The organism is Achromobacter sp. NPDC008082, from assembly GCF_042957345.1.
GTDB lineage: Bacteria > Pseudomonadota > Gammaproteobacteria > Burkholderiales > Burkholderiaceae_B > Achromobacter > Achromobacter kerstersii_A.
Map to the genome: position 1 here is coordinate 797367 of NZ_JBIBIB010000001.1, position 13847 is coordinate 811213.

A 13847-nucleotide genomic window follows, 5' to 3' on the forward strand; every position below is an offset into this window, starting at 1 on the left:
CGGCATCAGATCCTGCGCACCATTTTCGGGTCCAGCGCATCGCGCAGGGCGTCGCCCAGGATGTTCACGCTGAGCACCGTCAGCGACAGGAACAGGCCGGGAAAGAGAATCAGGCCGGGCAGCATGCGGAAGTACATGCGGCCTTCGGACATGATGTTGCCCCAGGATGCGATCTCGGGCGGGATGCCCGCGCCCAGGAAGCTCAAGATGGCCTCGGTCAGCATGGCGGACGCGAACACGTACGTGCCTTGCACCGTCAGCGGCGCGATGGTGCTGGGCACCATGTGGCGCCACAGCAGCAGCGGCAGCGGCGTGCCCAGCGCCAGCGCGGCTTCCACATAAGGCTCGCCGCGCACCGTCAGGATCTGCCCGCGCACCAGCCGCACCACCCGCGGAATTTCGGGGATGGTGATGGCGACCAGCACGGTCGTGATGCTGGCGCCGGTTACGGACACCAGGGCAATCGCCAGCAGGATGCCGGGAATGGCCATGATGGCGTCCATCGTGCGCATGATCAGCCCGTCCAGCGAACGGAACCAGCCGGCGATGACGCCGATGACCAGACCAATCACCACGCTGACGACGGCGGCGCCCAGGCCCGCAATCAGCGAGATGCGCGCGCCATAGGCCACGCGCGACCAGACGTCGCGGCCGAAGGCGTCGGTGCCGAACAGGTAGTCGGTGAAGGGTTGCTTCAGGCGTGCGCCCGGGTTGATGTAAGTGGGGTCGACCGTGCCCAGCAGCGGCGCGAACACGGCGATGGCGACGATGGTGGCGAGCACCACGAGCGCCAGCATGACCGGCCAGCTTTTCAGGCCCTGGCGGACTTGCCGCCAGGCGGTAGTGTGAGGGTTGCCGCCTCCGGGGAGGTCGGCAGCCGCTTGCGCAGCGGCATCGGTTGGCGTGTGCATGGCTCTTCCCTAGTATCGGATGCGCGGGTCGAACACCGTGTAGGCGCAATCGACAACCAGATTGATGAACACGTAGACGAACGCGAAGAACAGGGTCAGGCCCTGAATCACGGGGTAGTCACGCGCCAGCACGGCTTCCACCACCAGACGGCCCAGGCCGGGGATGTTGAACACCGATTCGGTCACGACCACGCCGCTGATCAGCAGCGCGATGCCCAGGCCCACGACGGTGGCGATGGGCACGGCCGCGTTGCGCAGCGCGTGGCCCAGCAGCACGCCGGTTTCACCCAGGCCCTTGGAGCGGGCGGTGCGGATGAAGTCTTCGCCCATGACCTCGATGACGCTGGTGCGCGTGATGCGCGCAATCAACGCCACATAGACCGTGGACAAGGCCAGCGACGGCAGGATGAGCCGGTGCAGATAGAGCCAGAAGCCCTTGTCCAGCGGCGCATAGCCCTGCACGTTGAACCAGCCCAGCTTGATCGCGAACAGCCAGATCAGCAAATACCCGGTGACGAACACCGGCACGGAAAAGCCCAGCACTGAAAAGCCCATCACGGCGCGGTCCAGCAGCTTGCCCTGCCGCCACGCCGCCAGAATGCCCAGCGGAATGGCCACCAGCAGCGTAAAGACCAAGGTCAGCACCGCCAGGCTCAGCGACGGCTCAAGGCGTTGTGCGATCAGTTTGGTGACCGGCACGCCCGACATGAGCGAGGTGCCCAGGTCGCCTTGCAGGAGCTTGCCGCCCCAGATGAAGAACTGTTTGATGACCGGTTGATCCAGGCCCATCGTCTGCCGTATCTGGACGATACGTTCAGGCGTGGCGCCGTCGCCCGCCATGATGATGGCCGGGTCGCCCGGGCTGAAACGCAATATCGCGAAGACCACCACCGCGACCATCACCAGAACGGGGATGGTCGCGAGGAGCCGGCGTGAGACAAATGCCAGCATGTATTTCCCCCTGAACTGCTTGCCCCTTTACGGAGCTTTCTTGACGTTCCAGAACGCAAAGACCGGTGCATGCACCAGGCCGGAGAGCTTGGTCGAATAGACGGTGGGCACGGACATCTGGCCCAGCGGCACGTACAGGCCTTCGTCGATGCCGATGCGCTGCAATTCGTCGGCGATCTTCTTTTGCTCGGCGGGGTCGGAAGTCAGCGCGAACTTCGTGCGCAGTTCTTCCACTTGCGGCATGTCGGGCCAGCCGAACCAGGCGTTGTCGCCGTTGGCGGCGGCGGGCGCGGAACGCACCGGGTCCATCACGTCAGTGGCGTACCAGTTGGTGTTGTGGATGTTCCAGCCGCCTTCGGCCGGTGCGGCCTTGGAGGCGCGGCGGGTCGCCACGCTTTGCCAATCCATCGCAGCCAGGTTGACGTTAAAGCCCGCCTTGCGCAGCGCTTGCGCCATCACGACGGGTTGCGCGGACAGCGTGCCCACGTCGGTCGCGTGCATGACGAGGATGGGCGTGTTGTCGTAACCCGCTTCCTTCAGCAGCGCCTTGGCCTTTTCGATGTTCGACGGAACGACGACGTCCTTGCCAATATCGCTTTCCATCGGCGTGCCGCAGCCCCACAACGAGGCGCAGGTCTTCCAGTACTTCGGATTGCCGACCAGGGCCTTCATCACGTCTTCCTGGCCGATCGCGTACATCGCGGCCTGACGGATCTTCTTGTTGTTGAACGGCGGGTGCTTGAAGTTGAAGCGGTACATCGTGAAGTAACCGACCGGGCTGAGCGATTCTTCCTTCAGGTCCGGGTTGCCTTCAATCATCGGCAGCAGGTCATACGGGAACTGTTCGACGAAATCGATCTCGCCGCCCAAGAGCGCGTTGGCGGTGGTGAGCGCATCAGGCATGACGTCCCATTCCACCTTGTCCACGTTCACGACCTTGCCGCCGGCCAGGCCGCTTGCGGGTTCCTTGCGCGGCACGTAGTCGGCATTCTTGGCGTACACCGTCTTCACGCCCGGCTTGAACTCGATCACCTTGAACGGACCGGAGCCCGTCATGTCGGTGATGGGCTGGCCGATGGCCTGTTCGGCGATGCGCTTGGGCATCATGAACGGCGCAGTGCCGGTGGGCTTGGACAGGGCGCGCAACGCCAGGTCCGTGGGTTCCTTCATGACGATGCGAAAGCTGTTGTCGTCGATGACTTCGATCTTGTCGGTGAACTTCAGCAAGGTGCGGCCCATGCCGTCGCCTGCGGCCCAGCGCTTGATCGACGCCACGCAATCTTCGGACGTGACGGGCTTGCCGTCGTGCCATTTCTGGCCGGCGCGCAACGTCATCGTGTAGGTCTTGCCATCCGGCGAGACGTCCCACTTCTCAAGCATCTGGGGCTGGATCTTGTTGTCGGCATCGGTGGCCAGCAACGTGTCGTAGATCATGTAGCCGTGCCACGTCGTGATGTACGCGGTGGTGGCGTGCGGGTCGGTCAAGCGCAACGGCGAGTGCATCACAGACTTGATGACGGTTTCGGCGTAAGCGCCGTGAGCCATCATCAGCGTTGCACCGGCCAGCGCGGCCGCTCGAACAAACTTGAGCATGAAGGTTCCCCTTGAAGCGGTGTGAGCGGCGCGGTCGGCCGCTACGTCGTTAACGCGCCGCTCGATGGCGGCGTGCGAGGGTCAGGCTGTTGCGGGCAGGCCGGAAAAGACCGGCCCGCAAGGCGCCATTCTGATGCCGGGACGCAACCGTGTCCATGGTTGTTTTGCCGCATCCATCAGCATGGAGCCAGGGGCGGCGCACACCAGGATCGTGTGCGAGATGGACGTGAAATCCGCGCGGAAATGCGCGGAACTCTTCACCACCAGAATCGCGGCGCGCGTGGGTTCAACCCCCGCGAATCGGAACATTTCCTGGTCGGCCATCTGCACCTTGTTAGAGGCGACGATGATGCGTACGCCGCCGATGCGCAGGCAGGCGCTGGGGCCCAGGTCCATGTGAAATCCGCGGTAGAACGCGCCGTGCGTATCGAAGCGTCCGTCTGAAGTTTTCTCGACAATGAATTCGGTGTCCAGCGGTTCGTCGTCGGGAATACCCGAGTGTCCACCTAGTGCAATCCGAACCTTGTTTCCCACGCCTGCACGATGCGCGGCCAGCGCTGCGGCAGGGTCAACAATCAGACCAATCGCCGTGTCGCGCGCATCGTGCCGGATCAGGGCGCGCAGCATGCCGGTGGTGTCGGAACTGCCGCCTGCGCCGGGGTTGTCTTGCGCGTCGGCGATGACGACGGGTTTCGTGGCGTCGCGGGCCAGCCGCATGGCTTCCTGCACGGCTTCGTCGGGCGTGTAGAGCTTGCCGCCAAAGTCGCGTTCCGCGTTCAACACGGCGCGCGTCATTTCATCGGCGGCGGCATCGGCATCGGCTTGCGTGGCGCCGTAGGCCCACACGGTGGGCGCGCATTCGGGGAAGTCTGCCGCCGGAAAACCGGTGGCGAAAGACAGGCTTGTTGCGCCGCGCGTTTCGATCTCGCCCACCAGCGCATACAGGCTGCGCGACGGCTCGATGTCGGTGGATTGCCAGCACAGCGAAATCAGATAGGGCAGGGCGCGCAACGCCGCATACGGGCGCGGCACGCCGGCCAGACGCAGGGACAGCAGCGCGGCGGCGCGTTGCCCGGTCTCGGCCATGTCGATGTGGGGATACGTGCGATAGCAAACCAGCGCGTCGGCGTGGGCCACCATCTTGCGCGTGACGTTCGCGTGCAAGTCCAGGCTGGCCACAACAGGCACATCCGGGCCTACCAATTCGCGCACGCGCTTGAGCAGCTCACCTTCGCCGTCATCCAGATGCTCGGTGACCATCGCGCCGTGCAGATCCAGGTACACGCCGTCCAGCGGCAACGCCACCGACAGGCCTTGCAGGATCATGGCGCTGATGCGTTCGAACGCGTCTTTGGTGACCAGGCCGGACGGGCTGGCCGCCGCCCAAGTGGTGGGCACGAGCGTGTGCTGCGCCATGGCTTCGATGAAGCCGGCAACAGGGATGTTCGCACCTGCTACCGCCTGAAACATCGCGGGGCCGCTGACTAGCTTGGGCCAGCCTCCGCCTTTTTCTGCAAAGTCTTCCCACGTGGCGCGCGAAGGCGCGAACGTATTGGTTTCATGCTGAAAGCCGCCTATCCCGATGCGCATCAGGCATCCCCTTGTGTTGTGTGTTGTTGCTGTGTCGTATTGCTGGGCGGGCGCGGCCGTGGCCGCGCCCTGTGCTCAAGCTGGGTAATGCGTCCTTCTGACTGTCTGGTTGAAACGGTGTGGAGCGTAGCCGGGGATTACTTCGCCACGGGCATGGTGAATTCCGCGCCCTTGGCGATGCTGTCCGGCCAGCGCTGCATCACGCTCTTGTAGCGCGAGTAGAAGCGGATGCCTTCTTCGCCGTACGCGTGGTGGTCGCCAAACAGCGAACGCTTCCAGCCGCCAAACGAATGCCAGGCCATCGGCACGGGAATCGGCACGTTGATGCCGACCATGCCCACCTTGATCTGGCGGGCGAATGCGCGCGCTACGCCGCCGTCGGACGTGAAGCACGCCACGCCGTTGCCGAACTCATGCGCGTTGATGAGTTCGACCGCGCTGGCAAAGTCGGGCACGCGCACGATGCACAGCACGGGGCCGAAGATTTCTTCGCGATAGATGTTCATCGTGGGCTTGACGTTGTCAAACAGCGTGCCGCCCAGGAAGTAGCCCTTTTCGTTGCCCGGCACCTTCAGGCCGCGGCCGTCCACCACCAGATCGGCGCCGGATGCGATGCCGTCTTCGATGTAGCCCACGACCTTGTTGCGATGCTGCGCGGTGACGAGCGGGCCCATTTCGGCATCCGGCTGCATGCCGTCTTTGACGACCAGCGCCTTCACGCGCGGGGTCAGGCGTTCGACCACCTTGTCGGCCACGTCGCCCACCGCCACGGCCACGGAAATTGCCATGCAGCGTTCGCCGGCCGAGCCGTAGGCCGCGCCCATCAGCGCGTCGGTGACTTGGTCGAGGTCGGCATCGGGCATCACCACCAGGTGGTTCTTCGCGCCGCCCAAGGCTTGCACGCGCTTGCCGCGCTTGGTGCCTTCGGCGTAGATGTATTCGGCGATGGGGGTCGACCCCACGAACGACAGCGCTTCAACGTCCGGATGCGCGATCAGCGCGTCAACGGATTGCTTGTCGCCATGCACGACGTTGAAGACGCCCGGCGGCAGGCCGGCTTCGGTCAGCAGTTCGGCCAGGCGCAGGGACGCTGACGGGTCGCGTTCAGAGGGCTTGAGCACGAAGGTGTTGCCGCAGGCGATGGCGACGGGGAACATCCAGCACGGCACCATCATCGGAAAGTTGAACGGCGTTACGCCGGCCACCACGCCCAGGGCCTGGCGCATGCTCCAGTTGTCGATGCCGCCGCCGATCTGGTCGGAGTACTGGCCCTTGAGCAGTTGCGGAATGCCGCAGGCGAATTCCACGATTTCGATGCCGCGCATCACTTCGCCCTTGGCGTCGGAGAAGACCTTGCCATGTTCGCGGGTGATGAGTTCAGCCAGTTCGTCCTGGTGCTGATCCAGGAGCGCCTTGAAGTTGAACAGGATGCGCGCGCGCTTGAGCGCCGGGGTTTCCGACCAGGCCGGGAACGCCGCCTTGGCGGCGGCGACGGCCAGCGACACGTCTTCGTTGGAGGCCAGCGGAATCGACGAGCAGATCTCGCCGGTGGCGGGGTTGAAGCCATCAGCGTAGCGGCTGCTGCGGCCTTCGTAGTGTTGGCCGTTGATGAAATGAGGAATCTTCTTCATGGTGCGGAGGCTCGAAGCGGAGTTCTTTAAAAACGCCCGAGGGCGGCCATCGGCCGCCCGCGGGATTGGGTCAGGATGCGCGGCAGGGCCGCGTGGATTGGGTCACCATCTTGGGCTTGTGGTCAGGCTCAAGCGACCTCTTTCAGCACCTTGCCGATCTGCTCGAAGATCTGGCCGATCTGTGCCTCGTCGATGATCAGCGGCGGCGAGACGGCGATGATGTCGCCGGTATAACGCACCATCAGGCCGTTGTCGAAGCACTTCTGGAACACTTCGCCTGCACGTGCGCCCGGCGCACCGGCACGCGGAGACAGTTCAATGCCGGCGACCAGGCCCAGATTGCGCACGTCGATGACGTGCGGCGCGCCCTTCAGGCTGTGCGCGGCTTGCTGGAAGGCGCCAGACAATTCACGGGCGCGGGCGAAAAGCCCATCGCGGCGGTAGATATCCAGCGTGGCCAGAATGGCGGCCGCGGCCAGCGGGTGCGCCGAATAGGTATAGCCGTGGAAGAATTCGATGCCGCCCGCGGGGCCGTTGACGATGGCGTCGTGGACTTCGCGTTTGACGGCCACCGCGCCCGCCGGCACGGCGGCGTTGCTGACGCCCTTGGCCATGGCGATGATGTCCGGCGTGACGCCGAAGAATTCCGAGGCAGTGGCGGCGCCCAGGCGGCCGTAGGCGGTGATGACTTCGTCAAAAATCAGCAGGATGCCGTGCTTGGACGTGATCTCGCGCAGCTTTTCCAGATAGCCCTTGGGCGGAATCAGCACGCCGGTCGAGCCCGCCATGGGTTCGACGATGACCGCCGCGATGGTGGACGCGTCGTGCAGGGCGACGATGCGTTCCAGTTCTTCGGCCAGGTGCGCGCCCCAGGCAGGCTGACCCTGGGAGTAGGCGTTCTGCTCCAGGTTGTGCGTGTGGGGCAGGTGGTCGACGGCGGGCAGCAGCGCGCCCGAGAACGTTTTGCGGTTGGTCGAAATGCCGCCGACCGAGATGCCGCCAAAGCCCACGCCGTGGTAGCCGCGTTCACGGCCGATCAGGCGGGTGCGCTGGCCTTCGCCGCGGGCGCGGTGGTAGGCCAGGGCAATTTTCAGCGAGGTGTCGACGGATTCGGAACCCGAGTTCGTGAAGAAGACGCGGTCCAGCCCTTGCGGCATCAGGCCGGCGACGGCGGTGGCGGCTTCGAAGGCCAGCGGGTGGCCCAGCTGGAAGCCTGGCGCGTAATCCATGATGCCGGCCTGGCGGGAGATCGCGTCGACGATTTCCTGGCGGCCGTGGCCGGCGTTAACGCACCACAGGCCGGCGGTGCCGTCCAGAATCTGGCGGCCATCGGCCGACGTGTAATGCATGCCTTTGGCCGTTGCCAGCATGCGCGGGTGCGCCTTGAACTGCTTGTTGGCAGTGAAGGGCATCCAGAGATGAGACAGATCGGGCAACTCGGCGGGGGCGTTCATGGCGGCTCCAGGGTAAGGACAAGCGGCGGGTCTGCATGTATAGGGCGCAGCCGCCGCGATTCGAATGATTCTGGTACGTCCTACGGGGAATGAAAATATACGATCTGCGCAAAGGCCGCTAACTGTATAGTCACGAGTGGCCCAACTGTACAGTTATCCCCGTGATTGATTTCCAGCCCAACCGTGCCCGTGGACTCGCGCCGACGCTCGTCGAGCAGCTGGTCGCGGCCATTCTGCGCGCCATCGAGGAACAGACCCTGCGTCCGGGTATGTCCCTACCCTCGGTGCGCGAGTTTGCCCGGCAGTACGGTGTCAGCACCTTCACGGTGGCCAGCGCCTACAGCCGGCTGGTGTCGCTGGGCTGGCTGGCGGCGCGGCCCGGCGCGGGCTACCGGGTGGCCACGCCCGACGCGCCCGCGCGCCGGGGCGAGCCGCTGTCATGGGAGCCGCCGCGGCTGAATGCCGGCTGGCTGCTGTCGGACATCTTTGCGGACCATTCCATCCCGATCAAATCGGGTTGCGGCTGGCTGCCCGGTGAATGGCTGAATGAAGAAGGCATGCACGTGGCGCTGCGGCATATGGGGCGCGTGCCGGCCATGCGTATCGCCAATTACGGGCATCCGTATGGCTACGCGCCGTTGCGCGAGACCATCGCGGCCACGTTAAGCGCGCAGGGCATGGACGTGGAGGTGTCGCAGGTGCTGCTGACCCAGGGCGTCACGCATGGGCTGGACATGGTGATCCGCACGCTGCTGCGGCCGGGCGACACGGTGGTGGTCGAACAGCCCGCCTACGCGAACCTGTTGCAGATGCTGCGGCTGGCGGGGCTGCGCGTGGTGCCGGTGCCGCGCACCGTGGACGGACTGGATTGCGACGCGCTGGAGCGCGTGGCGGCCCAACACCGGCCGCGCGCGCTGTTCATCAACACCGCGTTGCAGAACCCGTCGGGCGCCAGCATCGGCATGGCCAACGCGTTCCAGATTCTGCAAGCGGCCGAGCGGCATGGCTTGTGGGTGATTGAAGACGATATCTCGCGCGAGCTGGCGCCGGGCGTGACGCCGATGCTGGCGGCGCTGGATGGCGCGCGGCGAGTGGTGTATCTGGGCGGCTACTCCAAGGTCATCAGCCCGTCGGTGCGGGTGGGGTATGTGGTGGCGCATCGTGATCTGGTGCGTGACATTGCGCGCACGAAGATGGCGGTGGGGCTGACCTCGCCCGAAATCATGGAGCGCATCGTGCACCAAGTCATTCGCGAAGGGCGCTACCGGGCGCACATCGCGCGCACGCGGGAACGGCTGGCCGGGGCGCACACCGTGGTGGCCGAGCAGATGCGGCAGCACGGATTCGACGTGTATGGGCGGCCCCAAGGCGGCCTGTTCCTGTGGGCCAAGGTGGCGGGAGAATGGCGGACGCGCGGCGCGAACGGCCTGGCCGAATTGGCGCTGAAGGACGGTATCTGGCTGGCGCCGGGGTCTTACTTTGAAGTGGATGAAGCCGATACGCCCTGGGTGCGGTTCAATGTGGCGTATTCAGAGGCGCCGGCATTGTGGCGGTTCATGAGGAATGCGGGGGCGGTTTGATGGGCGACGCAGCGCCGGCGTGCGTCGTTCGCCCGCGCTGCGCTGCTTTTTGACCCGCAAGCCCCGTCAGGCGCCCGCCCGCTCGTAGGTCACAAAATCGTAGTCATACCCGTTTTCCGCCGGCTGCTTTTCGCGTGCGGTTTCCTTCCATTGGAAGGCGGGCAGCAACGGGAAAAACGCATCGCCTTCCACGTCGGCATGCACTTCGGTTGCCAGCACCCGCGCGGCCAGCGGCAGCGCGTGCGTGTAGATCTGCGCACCGCCAATCACGAAGGCTTGAGCCACATCGCCGCAGGCGGCAATGGCGGCTTGCAGGGTAGGCACGACGGTGGCGCCCGTAGCGGCGAAGTCCGGGTTGCGGCTAATGACGATGTTGGCGCGGCCCGGCAGCGGGCGGCCCAGTGACTCCCAGGTCTTGCGGCCCATGATGATGGGGTGGCCCAGCGTGCTGCGTTTGAAATGCGCCAGATCGCCCGGCAGTTTCCAGGGCAGGGCGTTGTCGCGGCCGATGGCGCGATTGGTGGAGTAGGCGACGATCAGGGTAAGGCTGGCGGGCATGCGGGCTTGCTACGGTTGGGGGCGGGCCGGGAGTCGGCCAGCGCAACGGCGTAAGCGTAGCAAATTCCGCCGCCCGGTCAGGGCCGGCCCCCGGTCAGGCCGGCCTTATCCCCCCCGCTTCAACCCACCGCGTGTTCCAGGAATTCCGTGGCCGGCATCGGGCGGCCCAGCAGGAAGCCTTGCAGCGAATCGCAGCCCAGGCCCGTCAGGAATTTCTGTTGTGCGGCGGTTTCCACGCCCTCGGCCACGATCCGCAGGTTCAATTGCTGCGCCAGCGCGACGATGGCGGACACAATAGCCGCGTCTTCGTTGTCGTTTTCCAGCTGGTTCACAAAGCCGCGGTCGATCTTCAATTCGGTGGCGGGCAGGCGCTTCAGATACAGCAGGCTGGAATAGCCGGTGCCGAAGTCGTCGATGGAAATGGTCACGCCCAGCCCCGACAGGCGCTTGAGCACGGCCAGGCTGGCTTCGGCGTCGCGCATGGCGGTGGATTCGGTCACTTCCAGGGTCAGGCAGGCGGGCGGCACATCGTGGCGCGCCAGCGCCGAGCGCACGGTTTCCACCAGGCTCGCGTGGGCGAACTGCAAGGCCGAAATGTTGACGGCGATGGTCCAGTGGCCTTGGCCGGCGTTGATCCATTCGCGCATCTGGCGGCAGGCTTCGTTGATGACCCATTCCCCAATCGACAGGATCAGGCCGGTCTTCTCAGCGGTGGGAATGAACTGATCCGGCCCAACCAGGCCGCGCGTGGGATGGTTCCAGCGCAGCAGCGCTTCGGCGCCCATGATGGGGCCGGCGGGCGCTTCGTACTTGGGCTGATAGTGCAGCACGAACTGGCCGCGTTCCTGCGCCAGCCGCAGGTCGTGCAGCAATTCGATCTGTTCATGCGCGTCCGCGTTCATGGACGGCTCGAAGAAGCTGTAGCCGGTGCCGCCCAGGCGCTTGGCGTGATACATCGCGGCGTCGGCGTTGGTCAGCAGTGTATGGGTGTCTTCGCCATCGTTGGGGTAGATGGCGATGCCCACGCTTGAGGTCACCAGCACTTCGTGGCCATAGACCATGACGGGGCGGGCGATGGCTTCGATCAGGCGGTCGGCCACGTTGGCGGCGTCGGTGGGTTCGATGACTTCGCTTAATACGATGAATTCGTCACCGCCCAGGCGGGCAACGGTGTCCTGCGTGCGCAGCGTCTGGCGAATGCGTTGGGCCAGGTCGATCAGCAGGGCGTCGCCGGTGTGGTGGCCATACGCGTCATTGACCGCCTTGAACCCGTCCAGGTCAAAGAAGAGCACGGCGAAATAGCCTTTGCGGCGGCTCGCGCTTTCAATCGCCTGCTCCATGCGGTCTTCAAGCAGGATGCGGTTGGGCAGCTTGGTCAGCGTGTCGTGCAGCGCCAGTTGCACCAGCTCTTCGTTGGCTTCGGCCAATGACGAGGCCAGCGCCGACGTGCGCGCCTCCAGCCGGTTGTCCAGCACGGCCACGACCAGGGCAATGGCCAGCACGCTCAGCGTGACGGCGGTCACGGCAATGGCCAGCCAGCCGGCCGAGATGCCGCCATCCGCAGCCATGCAGATGCTGCCCGCCGGAAAGCCCGCGGCTTCCATGCCCGAATAATGCATGCCCACGATCGCGATGCCCATGACGACCGATGCCAGCGGGCGGGACAAGGCCACGCGCGGGCCGTCATGGCGCAGCCGGTACGTAATCCACAGCGCGGCGCCCGAGGCGGCCACGGCGATCACGATCGACAGCACGAACCACTTGGCATCGTAGATGATGCCGGGCGCCATCCGCATGGCGGCCATGCCCAGGTAGTGCATCGCCGCGATGCCCGCGCCCATCAGCAAGGCTCCGGCCGCCAATCTGGGCCAGGGCAGTTCATCCTTGCAGACTATCCAGAGCGCGAAGGCGGAGCAGCCGATGGCGATGGCCAGCGACAAGGCGGTCAGCGGCAGGTCGTAGCCCATGGGGATGGGCAGATTGAAAGCCAGCATGCCGACAAAGTGCATGGACCAGATGCCGATGCCCATGGCGAACGCACCGCCCGCCAGCCAGTAGCGCGCAGCGGGCAGCCCGTTCGAGGCCCTTACGCGATTGGCCATGCCCAACGCCGTATACGACGCCAGGATGGCGACCCCTAAGGATACGAGGACGAGCGAAGGGTTATAAGTTCCAACGAGCATGTGTGGGGTCCTGTCCTGAGCGCTTACTGCGTCGCGCCGGCCTCAAATCAAATCAATTAGTAGTCAACCGTTGCAATTGGGTCGCAAGACACTGCTGCAGTCGACGCTGGCGATTTACGTACTCTCTTGTCGGGAAGGGGGATGCGGCAAGCAATGCCTGCGGTCGGCGCTGCCGGAAGTGCCGCGCAGCATCGCGGCAAGCGACAGGCGCGGCGCGGCATGGGCCGGTCGGAAGCCAGAGCGCGAACGAAAAACCAGACGCGCGTCCGTGGCTAAGGGATGGGTTATACCGAAATCGCGCTTCCAGAAGCTCACCAATCTTCACTTAAGGCCGACGAGCGCGGCAAAACCGCCGCGCCTGCGCCAGCGGCGGTTGGGGGGCGCGTACCGGGTTGCCGGAGTCGGCAAGCCGGGCGCGATCTTACACGGCCATGGGCGCGGTGAGGGGGGCGTGATGCGTGTAGCCGGACAACGAGAAATCGCCCGGTTCCACCTTTTCCAGCCATTCGGGTTCGTAGCGGCCCGTGACGGCGAAATCGGGGATGCGATCAGACAGCACCAGCTTGGGCGATTCGTACGGCTCGCGGGTGAGCTGTTCGCGCAGCATCGGCAGGTGGTTTTCGTAGATGTGCGCGTCGCCAATGAAGTAGGTGAACCAGCGCGGGGTGTAGCCCGTCAGGCGGCCCACCAGGTGCAGCAGCGCAGCGCCTTCCGTCAGATTGAACGGCGTGCCCAGCCCGACATCGTTGGAGCGGATGTACAGGCAGAGCGAGATTTCGCGCGTGCTCGCGTTGGGCAGGAATTGATAGAGCAGATGGCAGGGCGGCAGCGCCATTTCTTCGATCTGCGCCCAGTTCCAGCCGTGGAACAGGATGCGGCGGTCGCCCGGGCGTTCGTGGATGGTGTCCAGGCATTGACGCAACTGGTCCACCGCCTTGTACATCAGCACCTTCGGCACGCCGCCTTCGTTCAGGTCGGCGACTTTGGCGTAGCCGCGGGACAAGGCGTCTTCGATCTGGGCCGGGCGGCTGGCGTCCAATACTTTATAGGCAGGCCACTGGCGCCATTGCACGCCGTACACGGGGCCCAGGTCGTCCGGGCCTTCGCGATACGGGTTGGCCAGCCACTGGCTGTTCTCGTTGGCGTTCTGGTCCCAGACCTTGCAGCCCAGTTCACGGAATTCCGCGGCGCTGCGCGAGGCCCGCATGAAACCCACCATTTCGCCGATGGCCGACTTGAAGGCCAGCTTCTTGGTGGTGACGGCGGGGAAGCCTTTTTGCAGGTCGAAGCGCAGCGACGCGCCCGGCATGCTGATCGTGCGGATGCCCGTTCGGTTTTCCTGCCACGAGCCGGTGTCCAGGATGGATTGAACGAGGTCTAGATATTGTTTCATGGC

General features: G+C 65.1%; 10 protein-coding genes. 1 reads left to right on the top strand and 9 read right to left on the bottom strand.

Annotated features, from left to right (window positions below):
• Nucleotides 1-5 precede the first annotated feature (5 nt).
• The 6 genes from ACFZAI_RS03635 to ACFZAI_RS03660 all read right to left on the bottom strand — a co-directional run bounded on the left by ACFZAI_RS03635 (nucleotide 6) and on the right by ACFZAI_RS03660 (nucleotide 8130).
• Nucleotides 6-911, bottom strand: coding sequence for an ABC transporter permease (locus tag ACFZAI_RS03635; RefSeq protein ID WP_391565627.1), 906 nt, complete (start codon nucleotides 909-911; stop codon nucleotides 6-8).
• A gap of 9 nt (nucleotides 912-920) precedes the next feature.
• The gene (locus ACFZAI_RS03640) at nucleotides 921-1862 is read right to left on the bottom strand and encodes an ABC transporter permease (RefSeq protein ID WP_054423185.1); all 942 of its coding nucleotides are present in this window, start codon (nucleotides 1860-1862) and stop codon (nucleotides 921-923) included.
• A 27-nt stretch (nucleotides 1863-1889) separates the two neighbouring features.
• Entirely contained in the window at nucleotides 1890-3455 is a 1566-nt protein-coding gene (locus ACFZAI_RS03645) for an ABC transporter substrate-binding protein (RefSeq protein ID WP_391565628.1), read from the bottom strand.
• Nucleotides 3456-3536: 81 nt separating this feature from the next.
• The gene (locus ACFZAI_RS03650) at nucleotides 3537-5045 is read right to left on the bottom strand and encodes a M81 family metallopeptidase (RefSeq protein ID WP_391565629.1); all 1509 of its coding nucleotides are present in this window, start codon (nucleotides 5043-5045) and stop codon (nucleotides 3537-3539) included.
• Nucleotides 5046-5182: 137 nt separating this feature from the next.
• Nucleotides 5183-6676 carry a CoA-acylating methylmalonate-semialdehyde dehydrogenase gene (locus ACFZAI_RS03655; protein ID WP_391565630.1) on the bottom strand — a complete coding sequence of 498 codons (1494 nt, stop codon included), beginning with the start codon at nucleotides 6674-6676 and terminating at the stop codon, nucleotides 5183-5185.
• 128 nt (nucleotides 6677-6804) lie between these two features.
• Complete coding sequence (locus tag ACFZAI_RS03660; protein ID WP_391565631.1) at nucleotides 6805-8130, bottom strand: aspartate aminotransferase family protein; 1326 nt, start codon at nucleotides 8128-8130, stop codon at nucleotides 6805-6807.
• Between the two features lie 161 nt (nucleotides 8131-8291).
• Between ACFZAI_RS03660 and ACFZAI_RS03665 the strand changes: the two genes are divergently transcribed.
• Nucleotides 8292-9710: a PLP-dependent aminotransferase family protein gene (locus tag ACFZAI_RS03665; RefSeq protein ID WP_391565632.1), complete on the top strand. Its 1419-nt coding sequence runs from the start codon at nucleotides 8292-8294 to the stop codon at nucleotides 9708-9710.
• Nucleotides 9711-9776: 66 nt separating this feature from the next.
• Here the strand turns inward: ACFZAI_RS03665 and ACFZAI_RS03670 are convergent, their stop codons facing one another.
• From ACFZAI_RS03670 to ACFZAI_RS03680, 3 genes are all read right to left on the bottom strand, one after another.
• Nucleotides 9777-10268, bottom strand: a complete 492-nt coding sequence (locus ACFZAI_RS03670) for a dihydrofolate reductase (RefSeq protein ID WP_391565633.1) — start codon at nucleotides 10266-10268, stop codon at nucleotides 9777-9779.
• Between the two features lie 119 nt (nucleotides 10269-10387).
• Nucleotides 10388-12451, bottom strand: a complete 2064-nt coding sequence (locus tag ACFZAI_RS03675; RefSeq protein ID WP_391565634.1) for a putative bifunctional diguanylate cyclase/phosphodiesterase — start codon at nucleotides 12449-12451, stop codon at nucleotides 10388-10390.
• Between the two features lie 421 nt (nucleotides 12452-12872).
• Entirely contained in the window at nucleotides 12873-13844 is a 972-nt protein-coding gene (locus ACFZAI_RS03680) for a thymidylate synthase (protein WP_391565635.1), read from the bottom strand.
• Nucleotides 13845-13847 lie beyond the last annotated feature (3 nt).

What these genes read in the sequence shown, in the direction of transcription:
- ACFZAI_RS03655 (WP_391565630.1), bottom strand. Translation starts at nt 6,676, where the DNA reads ATGAAGAAGATTCCTCATTTCATCAACGGCCAACACTACGAAGGCCGC.
- ACFZAI_RS03635 (WP_391565627.1), bottom strand. Translation starts at nt 911, where the DNA reads ATGCACACGCCAACCGATGCCGCTGCGCAAGCGGCTGCCGACCTCCCC.
- ACFZAI_RS03680 (WP_391565635.1), bottom strand. Translation starts at nt 13,844, where the DNA reads ATGAAACAATATCTAGACCTCGTTCAATCCATCCTGGACACCGGCTCG.
- ACFZAI_RS03650 (WP_391565629.1), bottom strand. Translation starts at nt 5,045, where the DNA reads ATGCGCATCGGGATAGGCGGCTTTCAGCATGAAACCAATACGTTCGCG.
- ACFZAI_RS03660 (WP_391565631.1), bottom strand. Translation starts at nt 8,130, where the DNA reads ATGAACGCCCCCGCCGAGTTGCCCGATCTGTCTCATCTCTGGATGCCC.
- ACFZAI_RS03645 (WP_391565628.1), bottom strand. Translation starts at nt 3,455, where the DNA reads ATGCTCAAGTTTGTTCGAGCGGCCGCGCTGGCCGGTGCAACGCTGATG.
- ACFZAI_RS03670 (WP_391565633.1), bottom strand. Translation starts at nt 10,268, where the DNA reads ATGCCCGCCAGCCTTACCCTGATCGTCGCCTACTCCACCAATCGCGCC.
- ACFZAI_RS03640 (WP_054423185.1), bottom strand. Translation starts at nt 1,862, where the DNA reads ATGCTGGCATTTGTCTCACGCCGGCTCCTCGCGACCATCCCCGTTCTG.
- ACFZAI_RS03675 (WP_391565634.1), bottom strand. Translation starts at nt 12,451, where the DNA reads ATGCTCGTTGGAACTTATAACCCTTCGCTCGTCCTCGTATCCTTAGGG.